Source organism: Halobacillus yeomjeoni, assembly GCF_020171525.1.
Classification (GTDB): domain Bacteria; phylum Bacillota; class Bacilli; order Bacillales; family Halobacillaceae; genus Halobacillus; species Halobacillus yeomjeoni.
Genome location: NZ_JAIVAI010000001.1, coordinates 66,623 through 81,552 on the forward strand (window position 1 = coordinate 66,623; position 14,930 = coordinate 81,552).

Annotated in this window: 13 protein-coding genes; 10 read left to right on the top strand and 3 right to left on the bottom strand. The window is 41.9% G+C overall.

The features are described 5' to 3' along the window. Positions 1 to 233 precede the first annotated feature (233 nt). From LCL89_RS00325 to LCL89_RS00335, 3 genes are all read left to right on the top strand, one after another. Complete coding sequence (locus LCL89_RS00325) at positions 234 to 1,784, top strand: polyamine aminopropyltransferase (RefSeq protein ID WP_224809497.1); 1,551 nt, start codon at positions 234 to 236, stop codon at positions 1,782 to 1,784. A gap of 31 nt (positions 1,785 to 1,815) precedes the next feature. Continuing rightward, a complete protein-coding gene (locus LCL89_RS00330; RefSeq protein WP_224807074.1) occupies positions 1,816 to 2,496 on the top strand; it encodes a metal-dependent hydrolase in 681 nt (226 codons plus the stop codon). Positions 2,497 to 2,650: 154 nt separating this feature from the next. After that, entirely contained in the window at positions 2,651 to 3,964 is a 1,314-nt protein-coding gene (locus LCL89_RS00335; RefSeq protein ID WP_224807078.1) for a DRTGG domain-containing protein, read from the top strand. 36 nt (positions 3,965 to 4,000) lie between these two features. Here LCL89_RS00335 and LCL89_RS00340 read toward each other — a convergent pair whose 3' ends face one another. Further along, entirely contained in the window at positions 4,001 to 4,303 is a 303-nt protein-coding gene (locus LCL89_RS00340; RefSeq protein WP_197316703.1) for a YtpI family protein, read from the bottom strand. A gap of 124 nt (positions 4,304 to 4,427) precedes the next feature. On the opposite strand from LCL89_RS00340, the gene LCL89_RS00345 reads away from it, so the two are divergent. Then, the gene (locus tag LCL89_RS00345) at positions 4,428 to 5,375 is read left to right on the top strand and encodes a DHH family phosphoesterase (RefSeq protein ID WP_224807080.1); all 948 of its coding nucleotides are present in this window, start codon (positions 4,428 to 4,430) and stop codon (positions 5,373 to 5,375) included. A 31-nt stretch (positions 5,376 to 5,406) separates the two neighbouring features. On the opposite strand, the gene ytrI is transcribed toward LCL89_RS00345, so the two are convergent. Together ytrI and LCL89_RS00355 are read right to left on the bottom strand one after the other, a co-directional pair. Next, positions 5,407 to 5,907 carry a sporulation membrane protein YtrI gene (gene ytrI / locus LCL89_RS00350; RefSeq protein WP_224807083.1) on the bottom strand — a complete coding sequence of 167 codons (501 nt, stop codon included), beginning with the start codon at positions 5,905 to 5,907 and terminating at the stop codon, positions 5,407 to 5,409. Beyond that, entirely contained in the window at positions 5,904 to 6,236 is a 333-nt protein-coding gene (locus LCL89_RS00355) for a YtrH family sporulation protein (protein ID WP_197316701.1), read from the bottom strand. The genes ytrI and LCL89_RS00355 overlap by 4 nt, the downstream gene beginning before the upstream one ends. Positions 6,237 to 6,375: 139 nt before the next feature. Between LCL89_RS00355 and dnaE the strand changes: the two genes are divergently transcribed. The 6 genes from dnaE to pfkA all read left to right on the top strand — a co-directional run bounded on the left by dnaE (position 6,376) and on the right by pfkA (position 14,907). Continuing rightward, a complete protein-coding gene (gene dnaE, locus LCL89_RS00360; protein ID WP_224807085.1) occupies positions 6,376 to 9,741 on the top strand; it encodes a DNA polymerase III subunit alpha in 3,366 nt (1,121 codons plus the stop codon). A 125-nt stretch (positions 9,742 to 9,866) separates the two neighbouring features. After that, positions 9,867 to 11,105, top strand: a complete 1,239-nt coding sequence (locus tag LCL89_RS00365; RefSeq protein ID WP_197316699.1) for an NAD(P)-dependent malic enzyme — start codon at positions 9,867 to 9,869, stop codon at positions 11,103 to 11,105. A gap of 120 nt (positions 11,106 to 11,225) precedes the next feature. Further along, positions 11,226 to 11,795, top strand: a complete 570-nt coding sequence (locus LCL89_RS00370; protein WP_224807094.1) for a FadR/GntR family transcriptional regulator — start codon at positions 11,226 to 11,228, stop codon at positions 11,793 to 11,795. 90 nt (positions 11,796 to 11,885) lie between these two features. Then, the gene (accD, locus tag LCL89_RS00375; protein ID WP_197316698.1) at positions 11,886 to 12,746 is read left to right on the top strand and encodes an acetyl-CoA carboxylase, carboxyltransferase subunit beta; all 861 of its coding nucleotides are present in this window, start codon (positions 11,886 to 11,888) and stop codon (positions 12,744 to 12,746) included. After that, positions 12,743 to 13,705: an acetyl-CoA carboxylase carboxyl transferase subunit alpha gene (gene accA, locus LCL89_RS00380; RefSeq protein ID WP_197316697.1), complete on the top strand. Its 963-nt coding sequence runs from the start codon at positions 12,743 to 12,745 to the stop codon at positions 13,703 to 13,705. The genes accD and accA overlap by 4 nt, the downstream gene beginning before the upstream one ends. Positions 13,706 to 13,947: 242 nt before the next feature. Next, complete coding sequence (gene pfkA, locus LCL89_RS00385) at positions 13,948 to 14,907, top strand: 6-phosphofructokinase (RefSeq protein WP_224807096.1); 960 nt, start codon at positions 13,948 to 13,950, stop codon at positions 14,905 to 14,907. The last annotated feature ends 23 nt before the right edge of the window (positions 14,908 to 14,930 follow it).

Genomic DNA, 14,930 nt, shown 5'->3' on the forward strand with positions numbered 1-14,930 from the left:
GGGCCTCAACTGCCCCGCACGTCCCATAGGAGTCTCCCGATTCCCCGCAGCCTCTCCGCTCATATCGATATAAACTCTTCAACTATTATGTCCTTATTTTGAAGACTAAATATCAACAATCAACTTTAACAGAGCCTTATAATTAGTAAGCGGGCAGTTGATGGTGAATCTATCCTTGAAACGGACACAATAAAGAATTTATAAAGCTATTCTTGCAAAATGGAGTGAAACGCGTGGAAGCAGTCAACATAAAGAAAAGTCATGTCATCTACTGGGCATCAGGTATTGTTTCCATCTGTGGCATCATTTTTGAGGTGTTATTCGGTGCACTAGGATCTTACATTTTAGGTGATGGTGTTAAACAATATACGTTGACCATAAGTTTATTCTTAACGGGTATGGGGATAGGTGCCAGCATAAGTGAACGGGTAATGAAAAATTTGATCCTCACCTTCGTTTGGATTGAATTTATGGTCGCTTTAATCGGTGGTTTTTCCAGCTTCACTATGTTTGGTATGACCGCCTTTGCCCCCGATGGCACGGATGCCTTGTTTTTGTATCTCATCACTTTTACTATCGGAGCTCTTACAGGGCTTGAGCTTCCTATATTAATAAGGAAAGCGAATGAAATTGGTGAGAAGTTGAACCGAAGTACAGCACGAGTATTATTTTCTGATTATGCAGGTGGATTGATCGGAGGATTGCTTTTCGCCTTTTACCTTAGGCCTCAGATGGGCATGGTGAAGAGTGCATTTTTTGTAGCGTGTATCAACCTGGCGGTGGCTGTAGCCATACTATACTATTTCCGTAATGAAATTAGAAAACTGGGAATCCATATAACTGCAGCACTTATTATCGGTGTATTGTTAGTTGCGGGGCTTTTCTTCGGGGAGGAGATGGCTTTTTCTTTTGAGCAGAAGCTATACAAAGACCCGATCATTCATATGGAGGAAAGCAAATATCAAAAAATAATTCTTACTAAAGAGCAAGGGGACACAAGAATGTTTTTGAATGGTTCCCTTCAGTTCAGTTCGTCAGATGAATATCGTTATCATGAAACACTTGTCCATCCTGCTGTGTCGTATGTTGAGAATCCAAAGAATGTCCTTGTTCTTGGTGGAGGAGACGGCATTGCAGTGAAAGAAGTATTGAAGCACGATGAGGTGGAAAACATTACATTGGTAGACCTGGACCCAGCGGTGACCAGGCTGGCTGAAACAAATTACCACCTTCTACAGTTAAACGAAGGTTCATTGAAAGATGAACGTGTTCAGGTATTGAATAAAGATGCCTTTCGTTTTCTGGAAAAAACAGAAGATTTTTATAATGTCATCATTATAGATTTACCTGATCCTAATAATGAAAGTTTGAATAAATTGTACACTAGAGAGTTTTATTCATTGGTAAGAAACCACCTTCTGCCTGGGGGGGCTGCAATGGTTCAAGCAACCAGCCCTGTCTTTGCAACAGATGTGTATTGGACGATCAGTGAGACGGTAAAGTCTGCAGGGTTACATGTTGAAAATCTTCATGTAGATGTCCCGAGCTTTGGAAATTGGGGCTTCGTAATGGCAGGGAGAGAACCTATAGATTTGACGGAAGTCAATATAGAAACAAAGACTGAATTTTTAACAGATGAGCTGCTGCAATTGATGACAGTGTTTGGAAAAGATGAAGACAGGGAAATCGTAAACATTGAAGGCGAAGTGGTTCCATTGGAGCCTAACACCTTAATCGACCCTCATCTTATTCAAAAATATGAAAAAGCATGGCAGCATTACTAGGTGAGGTCAACTAAAGAAAAGGAGTGGTAGAGTGAAAGTATCTTATCATGGACATTCAGTTGTGAAGGTAGAAGCGAATGGAAAGACCATCTTAATTGATCCATTCATTTCTGAAAATGGCAATACGGACTTAAATGCAGATGAAGTGCAAGCGGATGTGATTTTATTGACTCATGGTCATAATGATCACGTCGGTGATACTTTTAAAATCGCTGAGCGCAATGATGCCCAAATCATCGCTCCTTTTGAATTGGCTACGTACTTAGGTAACAAAGGATTGAATGCACACCCGATGCACATCGGAGGGGGACATCAGTTCGATTTTGGTCATGTCAAGTTCACACAAGCTTTCCACGGTTCAGCTTATACCGAGGAAGATGGCACGATTGTTTATACGGGAATGCCGGCAGGGATCCTTTTAACCATTGATGGAAAAACGATTTATCATGCCGGTGACACCGGATTGTTCTCTGACATGAAGTTGATTGGTGAGCGGAATGATATCGATCTTGCTTTCCTCCCTATTGGTGATAATTTCACGATGGGACCTGAAGATGCACTGACTGCTGCAGAGTGGATCGGTGCGAAACAGACGGTTCCGGTTCACTACAACACCTTCGACTTAATTAGCCAGGATGGTGAAAGCTTTGCAGGAAAAGTGAATGTCGGTAAAGGTTTAGTTATGGAGCCTGGTGATTCCTTAGAGCTTTAATATCAACTAAAAAACCACCCCTCATTGCCTTTGTACGCAATGAGGGGTGGTTTTTTTAGAAATTTATTGGAAGAAATTGCAGTGAATCTGTATCAATTGTATAATAACAATAATACGGATAGTGACTAGTACAGTCAGAAAGTTTGGTGGACAGATGGCTACAAAACACGAACAAATACTCCAACATATTGAATCGCTCTCTGTCGGAAGTAAAATATCTGTGCGTCGGATAGCTAAAACCTTGAATGTCAGTGAAGGTACAGCTTATCGTGCTATAAAAGAAGCTGAAAATCAAGATTTAGTAAGTACGATGGAGCGAGTCGGAACAATTCGCATAGAAAAGAAAAAGAAGGAAAACATTGAACGCTTAACTTTTGCTGAAATTGTCAATGTAGTGGATGGACAAGTTCTCGGAGGACGAGAAGGTCTGCATAAGACATTAGGTAAATTCGTAATCGGCGCTATGAAGCTGGAAGCGATGATGCGGTATACAGAAGCAGGGTCATTGTTGATTGTCGGAAATCGAACGAATGCCCATGAGCTTGCCGTCCAAGAAGGAGCTGCTGTATTAATCACTGGAGGGTTCGATACCAGTGATACAGTCAAGAAACTGGCCGATGAAAAGAAACTTCCTGTTATTTCGACGAGTTACGATACTTTCACTGTAGCTACCATGATCAACAGGGCTATTTATGATCAATTGATTAAGAAAGAGATTGTTTTAGTAGACGATATCTATACTCCTTATGAAAGGGCTAAGTTCCTACAATCAAAGGATACGGTACAAGCGTGGCATGATTATAACCAGGAAACAGAGCACAGCCGTTACCCGGTCGTCGATCAACAAAACCGCGTAGTAGGAATAGTCACTTCTAAAGATGTGATCGGAAAAGACAAAGACGTGCTTATTGACAAAGTGATGACCCGTAACCCGATGGTCGTCCATACGAAAACCTCGCTGGCGAACGCAGCGCACGTCATGGTATGGGAAGGAATAGAGCTGATGCCTGTCGTCGATCATTCCCATAAACTGAAAGGTATTATCTCAAGGCAGGATGTCCTGAAAGCGCTCCAGCAGATTCAAAGACAGCCTCAAATTGGTGAAACGATTGATGATTTGGCGACAAACCGGCTGGAGATCATTGAGACTGGAGAAGATTCTCATTTATTGAAAACTCAAGTGACACCTCAAATGACCAACCAACTTGGAACAATGTCCTATGGAGTTTTCGTATCATTGATTACAGAGTCCTCAAGCAGGTTGTTAAGGAAGTATAAAAAGGGAGATTTAGTTGTGGAAAACATCTCTGTATACTTTATTAAGCCGGTTCAGATCGAAAGTGAAATTGAAATAAAACCCCAGATCCTTGAGGTTGGCAGAAAGTTTGCCAAGGTTGATGTGGAGGTTCATCACGAAGGAGCGATCGTAGGAAAGGCTCTTTTGATGGCTCAGTTGATAGATAGGTAATAAAAAAAGTCGCTGCTTTTATGCAGCGACTTTTCATTAGGATTGTGTTTTAGATTGTAACTTCTGGTACTCTTTCCGGTAATGTTTGCTGGCCTTCCAACCTGATTGAGCTTGGAATATTCCTAAAACCAAAAACAAAAGACCGATGAATAACGAAAGTTTCGTCTGGTAAAACACATATTGATTGATGCCGAAGAAGAAAATGAAACTACCTAAGAATACCTTGGATTTGCTGTTAAGGTAATCTTGAGTCAGCGGGTCCTTCGTACGGATAATCATGACCTTATAGTAAATATAAAGGACTAGTGAAATGACAATGAATAAAGGTAAAATAAACAAGCTAGATCGACTCCCGGAGTTGATTTTTCTCTTCTATATTGTAGCTTGTTTTATTTGAAATGGCTACCTGTAAAGTGAAATCTATGATTTAATGTAAAGACTAAGATAAAAAGGAAGGGTTCCTATGAGTAGAAAAGAAATCGTGAAGCTGATTGAAGAATTCAATACGATCATTATCCACCGTCATGTCAGGCCTGATCCGGACGCATACGGCTCCCAGGGTGGGTTAGCTGAAATCATCCGTTCCAACTTCCCAGATAAAGAGGTGTGGATGACCGGTGAGCAGGATCCATCATTAAGTTTTCTCGCTGTGATGGATCAAGTACCTGATGAGGCTTATCAAGATGCATTGGTCATTGTTTGTGATACAGCCAATCAGGCTAGAATAGATGACCAGAGATATTCGAATGGTCAAAAGCTTATAAAAATCGATCATCATCCAGAAGTGGATTTTTATGGGGATGTACAATGGGTAGATACGACAGCGAGTTCTACTTGCGAAATGATCTTTCATTTATTCGAAGAGTTCGAGAAAAAAGAAGCTTCATTAAGTGAAGAAGCAGCCCGCTTGATCTATGCAGGGATTGTTGGGGACACAGGTCGCTTTTTATTTCCGAGTACAACTCAAAAAACATTGTCAATTGCAGCAAAACTGGTGAATTATGCATTTGACCGACCTGCTTTATATAACCAGATGTATAAGACGCCGATGCATGTAGCAAAGCTGAAAGGATATATTCTCCAGAATTTTGAACTGAATGAAGAAGGCTATTCTACGATAAAACTATCAAAAGAAGTGCTGAAGCATTATGGTGTAACGGCTTCAGAGACCAGCCAATTGGTAGGATTACTTGGAGATATTGAGGGGATTTTATCCTGGGTGTTTTTCGTGGAAGAAGAAGAAACCATACGTGTACGTCTCCGTTCAAAAGGTCCTGTCATTAATGGCATCGCAGCGGAACATAATGGAGGCGGTCACCCTATGGCTGCCGGTGCGAAAGCCTCCACATGGGAAGAAACGGAAGAGATTGCAGCTAAGCTGAAACAGGTTTGCAAAGAATATAAAAAATAGCAGTTACTTACTTAACTCAGTTCTACTCTTTTTATCGTACGATTTTAATCTCTAAATTGAAGTGGATGATTTCAGAAACGATAAGCTTTTTTACTTTTAACTGATAAGTGAAATCATCCACTACATAATTTTTGCTTTCAATGGCCGTGATCATCAAGTCGACTTGATCTGCTACTACTCTCAAATCCTTCCCTGTTACGGATTTGAGCTGGTCTTTGACCAAGGAAGATAATTGATGCTGAGTCAACAAGTCAACTTCGAGTTTCTTAGCATTATCAAATGCCAGAGAAATTTCCAGTACCCTGATGGATTTTACACCTTTCTCCTGACTTTTTTGGTTGAGTAACCCTTGATATTTGGCTTCCAGTTGATTCAACTCTGAAGTAAGGGCGATGTGGTCTTCTGCATATTTTTCTTGTAATTGGCCGTGAATGAATAAAAAAAACATATACCCTGCTATGATTCCCAGGAGTAACCCCGCAAAAAATTTTTTCCATTCTTTTTTTCGGAAGTCTTGGGGGATGTAAATCATGTCACTTCATCCCCAAGTAACCATTGAAACAAAAGAAAAGCGGTTTTAACTCCTCCCATAGCTGCAATAATAATCATGACTTGTTTAAAAATATCAAAAGTCGAACCATCAAATATTCCCTTTTCAAAATTACTGATTGCATCAAATGTACCGCCGATAGCTGCGACAATTGCCCATATTCTCAGGCCCTTGGCAATTCTGTACATGGCTGTAAGAGGTGCTTCCCCTGTCATGAAACTTCCGATGCTTCCGATCAACGTCCCTCCTAAAATCACCCCGAAAGCGATAAAGAAACACTGTAACATCGAAACGATTAAACGATCCTCCATCTTGTCCCTCTTTCCGCCAAGTGATTTTGGTCCTTACGATGAAAATATTCCACAATGAGCACAATTATGCAGAAGGCAAGGCTTTAATGTGCTTATTCAAGTCGCTATAATTTAATTAACAAGAAAGTAGGTGAGAACGGTGTCTTTTACCCATCTAAATGTTCAGACAGGTTTCAGTTTGATGGATAGCACAGTAAAAATCGAACCATTGGTTGAGCGCGCAAAAGTTATGGGATATCGCTCATTGGCTATTACAGATAATGAAGTCATGAGCGGGGCAATAGCTTTTTATGAGGCATGTAAGAGGAATGGAATAAAGCCTCTAATCGGCATGAAAGTACATATACAAAATGAAGGGCAGGGGACATTCCCCACCTTACTTTTCGCCAGAAATGAGACTGGATATCACAACTTATTAAAAATAAGTTCCTGGATTCAGACGAAGCAGCAGTCTATAGATTTAAGAACAATCATCAACTATCAGGAAGGGTTAACGGCTATACTCATGACCGCCCAATCTCCTTGGGCTGAGCAGATCATCAGCGGACAGACCAACGAATTGAACAGAGATCTTGAGGAATGGTTCGAAGTTTTCCCTAAATCAAGATTTTACTTAAGTATTCAAGACAGTGATCTGCGATCCGAAAGACAACTGCACAAACCTTTGAAAGCATGGGCGGAAGAAAAAGAGGTGGGAGTTGTTGCACTCGGGGACGTGAAGTACGTTGAAAGCCAGGATGCTTTGGCTTTTCACTCTCTTAAAGCAATAAAAGAAGGGCGCCGTTTAACAAGTGATACCGATTCTCTATCAACAGACCAATACTTGAAGCCACCTGGTGAGATGGAAGCTTTCTTCAAGGATTGGTGGCCGGAAGCTATAGAAGCTACCCAGGAGATAGCGGACAGCTGTGACCTTCAACTTTCCTTGAATCAGAAATTGCTTCCGAATTATCCACTTCCAGGTGATAAAAACTCGGATGATTATTTGAGAGAGTTATGCTATGAAGCAATAAAGGAAAAGTATCCATCTCCTGACTCTGAGATTTTCAAAAGGCTGGATTATGAACTGGATGTCATCACATCAATGAACTTCAGCGATTATTTTTTAATTGTATGGGATTTCATTTCATATGCAAGAAATAAAGGAATTCATGCCGGTCCTGGAAGAGGATCAGCAGCTGGTTCGATCGTTGCTTTTTTACTGAATATCACCCAAGTCGACCCGATTGAATATCGTCTGCTATTCGAGCGCTTCCTCAATCCTGAGAGAGTGACGATGCCTGATATTGATATTGACTTTCCGGATCATCGAAGAGATGAAGTCATCCAATACGTAGCTGAAAAATACGGATCCCGGCATGTTGCTCAAATTTGTACCTTTGGAACTTTTGCAGCCAGAAGTGTTCTGCGGGAGTTGTTTAAAACGATGGCCATTGATGACAGCGATGCGGCATTCGTACTTAAACATATACCTAAAGGTGCGACAGACTCTTTAGTAGCTCTAGTGCAAAGATCTGAACCGCTGAAAGATTATATTCGAAATTCAGAAACGTTAAAAGCTTTGTTTCAAGTAGCCACTAAACTGGAAGGGCTGCCAAGGCATGTTTCCACGCATGCGGCTGGTGTAATCATTTCCGAAAATCCTCTCGTCCAGCACACAGCCCTGATGAAAGGGCAGGGGAATGTACTATTGACCCAGCTGCCTATGGGGGAACTTGAACATATAGGATTATTGAAAATCGACTTTCTTGGATTGAGAAATCTTACTTTCCTCGAACGGATGGAACAAAAGATTCAAAAACATGAAGATAAAACATTCACTATTCAATCAATCCCCATGAATGATTCGAAGGCTTTTCATTTACTGAAACAAGGAAAGACAAATGGGGTTTTCCAATTGGAGTCTCAAGGGATGAAAAGTGTTCTCAAACGATTGAGGCCTTCCCATTTCGAGGATGTCGTAGCTGTGAATGCTTTATATCGGCCGGGTCCGATGGAGTATATTTCAACTTATATCGACAGAAAGCACGGACGCGAGTCAATTCACTATCCTCATCCAGATATCAAGCCGATTCTTCAACCAACATTTGGGGTATTGGTCTATCAAGAGCAAATCATGCAAGTGGCTCAAACCATCGCAGGGTATTCTTTGGGTCAGGCGGATATCTTACGAAGGGCTGTAAGCAAAAAACAAGCCCGGGTAATAGAAGAACAAAGAGAAGGATTCATCCGGGGAGCAAATGCCCATGGGTATGCCGATGAGGTTGCCCGCGAAGTATTTCAATGGATCGTCAAATTCTCAAACTATGGATTCAACAGGAGCCATGCAGTAGCTTATAGTGTGATCTCATACCGGCTGGCCTATCTTAAGGCCCACTACCCCTCTTATTTCTTAGCGGAATTGATTAATTCCCATATAGGAGACAAGGATAAGCTTGCACAATATATTCGTGAAGCTAAAGAACTGGGGGTAGTAGTAAAAGCTCCTTCGATCAATAGGAGTGGAATTTTTACGAGAGATGATAGAGGAGAAATTCAGATGGGGCTGCTTGCGATCAAAGGCGTAGGCTATCAAGCAGCACAAGCCATTATCGAAGAACGAGAAAAATCTCGTTTTAAGCATCTGAATGATTTTTGTCTCCGAGTCGTTTCCAAGACCGTAAGTCGTTCTGTCATAGAGTCTTTAATTCTGGCAGGTGCTTTTGATGAACTCCATTCCAATCGGGCAAGTTTGCTGGCAAGTATTGATCAAGCTTTGGAGCAGGGTGAATTGTTCAAGGAATTCCAAGACCAGCCCAACTTGTTCGGAGATGGTTTGGATATGGGGCTGACTTTGGTAGAAGTAGAACCATTCCCTATTTTGAAACAACTCTCTATGGAAAAAGAAGTGCTGGGGACATACTTATCAGAACACCCACTTCACATGCATCGGAAACAGTTGAGGTCTGCTGGAGTTTTACCACTGCAAAATCTTTTGCGTGCAACCCACAATAAAAATTTGAAAACAGCTGCAGTGGTGGAAACATTGAGGGAAATTCGTACTAAACGAGGAGACCCCATGGCTTTTCTTACCATTAGCGACGAATCATCTGAAATGGAGGCGGTACTCTTTCCGGATACTTACCGTAGTGCAAGGCGGTGGATCCAAGAGCAAATGCTGGTTTCGTTAAACGGGAAAACGGAAGAAAGAAACGGAAAAAAGCAGATGATCATCAATGAAGTTCATCCATTCAAAATGGAGGAGGACCGGCCTCAGACAAATCAGCGTGTGTTTATTAGAACAGCCAAGTCTGAAGAGGAGGCTTCTTTAGAAAAGGTGAGGGAGGTTTCTACAAATTTCCCGGGTAATACACCTATCTATATCGTCCGAGCCGAAACCAGAACCGCTTACCGGTTGGACGAAGAGTATTCAATTCATCCTTCCCGAGAGGCTCTTAACCTTTTAAGCAATTATTTCGGGAAAGATTCTGTAGCGGTCCGTTCCCATGTTAAAAGCGAAGGATGAGGCTGGGTCAGACCGTTGTTTTGTATTTCTTTACACTCGTATTTCATCTGTTATAATTAAGTAGTTAATGGTGGTCAGACCACTCAGAACGGCGTTAATTCTTATGTTTAAAGGAGCGTGTAGTCGTGTCAAATTTGAGAGATGAAGCACTGCATATACATCGCATAAATAAGGGTAAGCTAGAAACACATTCCAAAGTTCCAGTCCGTAATGCTAAAGACTTGAGTTTAGCTTATTCCCCCGGGGTAGCTGAACCCTGCAAAGAAATCTACGATCACAAAGAAACCGTATATGATTACACGATGAAAGGAAACATGGTTGCAGTCGTGAGTGACGGTTCTGCAGTATTGGGGCTTGGGAATATCGGGCCTGAAGCAGCGCTTCCAGTCATGGAAGGGAAAGCAGCATTGTTCAAGAGTTTCGCAGGTGTCGATGCATTCCCGATCTGCCTGGCAACGAGGGATATTGACCAAATTGTTCAAACTGTAAAACTTATGGAACCGACTTTCGGTGGTGTCAATTTGGAGGATATCGCTGCTCCCAATTGCTTTATCATTGAAGACCGTTTGAAAAAAGAAACCAATATTCCGATTTTCCACGATGACCAGCATGGTACGGCTATTGTAACAGTAGCTGGCTTGATGAATGCGCTGAAGGTGACAGGGAAGTCATTCTCTGACATCAAAGTCGTAGCCAATGGTGCTGGAGCGGCTGGAATAGCAATTATCAAGCTTCTTTATCATTTCGGAGTTCGTGACATCATCATGTGTGATTCTAAAGGTGCTATCTTCGAAGGACGTGAATATGGCATGAATGATGTTAAAGATGAAGTGGCTAAAATTACGAATAAAGATCGTGTTGAAGGTAAATTGGAAGAAGTGATGGAAGGAGCCGATGTGTTCATCGGGGTTTCTGTCGGAGGTCTTCTATCTAAAGAAACGGTTTCTCGTATGAATGATGATTCTATCATTTTTGCTATGGCGAACCCTGAACCGGAAATTATGCCTGAAGATGCGAAAGAAGCAGGTGCGAGAGTCATTGGCACCGGGCGCTCCGACTTTCCAAACCAAGTTAATAATGTACTGGCATTCCCGGGGATTTTCCGAGGTGCCCTGGACGTTCGTGCCACGCGTATTAACGAAAAGATGAAAATAGCAGCTGCAGAAGCCATCGCAGCTTTAGTCAGTGAGGATGAGTTGAATGAAGATTACGTCATACCAGCTCCATTCGACCCACGTGTGGCTCCAGCAGTAGCTGCGAGTGTCGCTAAAGCAGCTATGGAATCTGGAGTGGCCAGACATCACGTAGATCCAGAAGAAGTGGCGGAGAAAACAAGGCAGTTGACTTTAATTGATGAACAATGATGAATAGGAGAAAAGCTCATGAGCTTTTCTCCTATTACATACGTTGAAAAATGTTCAACGAGCTAAAGGGGTGTTAGAACTATCACTGCCCGTTCGCATCATGAAAAAGTATATGAAGGTGTGCTCTATCAGTTAAAGTCATATATAGAGAAGAATAAATTGAAAGCTGGTGACAAACTTCCCTCAGAAAGAGAGCTCAGTGAGCAGTTGAATGTAGGAAGATCCTCGATTCGAGAAGCTCTTCGTGCACTGGAGCTGTTGGGGCTGATTGAAACAAGAAGAGGAGAAGGCACTTTCATGAAGGCATATCGTCCATACTATATGGTCGAATTGTTATCAAATTTTCTCCTGAATGAATCGAGGACAAAATCCGAGCTTTTGACTGCTAAGCATATGCTGGAAAAAGAAGCATTGTTCCTTCTGGCAGGCACACTATCTGAAAATCAGCTTTGCAGGGTTTCTCAAATTCTGAACATTCATGAGAAGAAGCAGAAACACCATGAAGTTTTTCATTATTTATTTGAATTATGTAACCAAAATTTATTATTATCTATGTGGCAGTTCATATCAGGATTCGCTCACACCACCTATGAACTTGAATATGATGAACAATGGTACGAAAAGCTAGTCCATGTATTAGACGAAGGAACCTCTCTCGATGTGATGGATTTATATAATTCGAACACTTAGAGAAACATTCGACAATAATAGTGAGATTATGTACGTGTTTTTTTGTATATTGAAGAGTAAAAGAAGCTTTGTCCCAAAGGAGGAATCACCTTGCTAAGAGATTTTTTCAGCAAGAAAAAAAGGTATGCATCAATTCCTAGTCAGGAAGCGAAACAAGATGTGCCTGAAGGTCTTATGCAAAAATGCCCTAAATGCCAGAAGATTTTTTATAGAAAAGAACTCAATCGAAACATGAGTGTCTGCCCACATTGTGATCACCATCATCGAATCACTGCATATGAAAGAATCGAATACACATTTGATGAAGGTTCCTTCACGGAATGGGACAAGCACATGATTTCAAACAACCCTCTGAACTTCCCGGAGTACGAAGGGAAGCTCGAGAAGGATCGTGTAAAATCAGACTTGAATGAAGCTGTGGTCACAGGTAAAGCTAAAATATCCGGTATGGATGTGGCTGTGGCAGTGATGGATGCACGGTTCAGAATGGGAAGCATGGGGTCAGTTGTAGGTGAAAAAATTACCAATGCTATAGAAAAAGCCAGAAAAGAAAAAGTGCCTTTCATTATCTTCACTGCATCTGGAGGAGCCAGAATGCAGGAAGGTGTACTCAGCTTAATGCAAATGGGTAAAACTTCAGTAGCGTTGCAGCGCCTTCATGCTGATGGAGGGTTGTTCATTTCCGTCATGACACACCCTACTACTGGCGGGGTATCTGCCAGCTTCGCTTCTCTTGGAGATTATAATTTTGCAGAGCCCGGGGCTTTGATCGGGTTTGCTGGTAGACGTATCATAGAACAAACCATCCGTGAAAAGCTGCCGGAAGACTTTCAGACGGCAGAATTTCTATTAGAACATGGTCAGTTGGATCGGGTTGTCCATAGACATGAGATGAAAAATACATTGGAAACAGTGTTGAGTATCCATGTGGCTGGGGGTGAAGAAGAATGAAACATGTCCTAGACTTTGAGAAGCCAGTCATTGAACTGCGCGAAAAAATAGCAGAGTTAAAACGATTGACTGAAAACAGTGAGATGGATCTCACTGAGGAAATCAAAACATTGGAAGAGAGATTAGAAAAGCTGGAAACCGATGTTTACGACCGTATGCAGCCTTGGGATCGTGTTCAAATGGCAAGACACCCTGAAAGGCCGACGACTCTTGATTACATCGATCATTTATTCACAGATTTCCTTGAGCTTCATGGCGACCGTCTGTATGGAGATGATGAAGCGATTGTATCAGGTATTGCTAAATTCAATGGGCGACCTGTCACAGTAATCGGGCATCAGCGAGGGAAAGATACAAAAGAAAATATCCGGAGAAACTTCGGAATGCCTCATCCAGAAGGCTATAGAAAAGCCTTGCGTCTTATGAAGCAGGCGGAAAAATTCAATAGACCGATCATCACGTTTATTGACACAAAAGGAGCTTATCCGGGGAAAGCGGCTGAGGAGAGAGGTCAAAGCGAAGCCATCGCAAGAAACTTGATGGAAATGGCAGGCTTGACTGTCCCGATCATCTGTATCGTTATAGGAGAAGGTGGAAGTGGAGGAGCATTAGGATTGGGTATCGGAGACCGCATCTTTATGCTTGAAAATTCCACTTACTCTGTTATCTCCCCAGAAGGTGCATCTTCAATACTCTGGAAGGATGCCGCGCTGGCTCAAAAAGCAGCAGAGTCCATGAAAATTACCTCTTATGATTTAAAAGCCTTGGAAGTGATTGATGGAGTCGTGCCTGAGATAAGAGGAGGAGCTCATCGGGACGTAGCTGCTCAGTCCGGTGAAATCAGACAAGTGATTTCTAGCTCACTAGAAGAATTAGATGCTTTCGAAGAAAACGACCTCTTGGAAAAACGCTTCGAAAAGTATAAAAATATTGGCGATTATACGTATCTTGATTTATAATAATAGGCGGTTTAAAAAGAATACAACTTTGAAAATTAGGTGAAGTCGCACATATCAGGTGCGACTTTTCGCATCTTGAGCGGATGGTAACGTTATCATTTCTTGTATTTTACAATACACCTTTTATATTCCAGTTAAAGGTACAGACTAAGAATAGAAGTACTTTTCTACTGGTATGCTGAGGTTTCAAATAATCTTTGACTGGGCACAAAATTACTAGTATATTTTTTGAGGTGATGAAAATGAAGAAAATTGGTGTACTTACGAGTGGTGGAGACGCACCAGGCATGAATGCTGCTATTCGTGCTGTCGTACGAAAAGCCATTTATCATGGATTAGAAGTATACGGTATCAAATATGGATACCAAGGACTTATGGATGGAAATATAGAAAAAATGGAACTTGGTTCCGTAGGCGATATTATTCAGCGTGGAGGGACGAAACTTTATTCTGCGCGAAGCGAAGAGTTCAAGACTGAAGAAGGTCAGCTGAAAGGCATTGAACAAATGAAGAAACATGGAATTGAAGGATTGATAGCCATCGGTGGAGATGGTACATTCATGGGTGCCAAGAAATTAACGGAAAAAGGCTACCCTTGTATTGGTGTGCCGGGAACGATTGATAATGATATACCTGGAACTGATTTCACAATCGGTTTTGATACGGCGTTGAACACGATTATCGATGCCATCGATAAAATACGTGATACGGCTACATCCCATGAACGCACATATGTGATTGAAGTCATGGGACGGGACGCTGGTGACTTGGCATTGTGGGCAGGACTTGCAGATGGTGCTGAGACGATCATGATTCCGGAAGCGGAAGATGATTTTGAAGAAGTTATCGATCGCTTAAAGCGTGGTCATGACCGGGGTAAAAAACACAGCATCATCATCGTGGCTGAAGGAGTCGGCAGTGGAGTCGATTTTGCAAGAAGAATTGATGAAGCAGCTGAGCTGGAAACGAGAGTCACTGTTTTAGGTCATACTCAGCGTGGTGGTTCGCCTTCAGCCGCTGACCGTGTGCTGGCCAGCCGGCTCGGAGCGTACGCCGTTGACTTGCTTCTTGATGGAAAGGCCGGACGTATGGTAGGTATACAACAGAATAAACTGGTCGACCATGATATTATTGAAATTCTTAATACAAAGCACCGCATTGATATGGATATGTATCGCCTTTCCAAAGAGCTTTCTATATAAAACTTAGCGTTACAAGAGGAGGA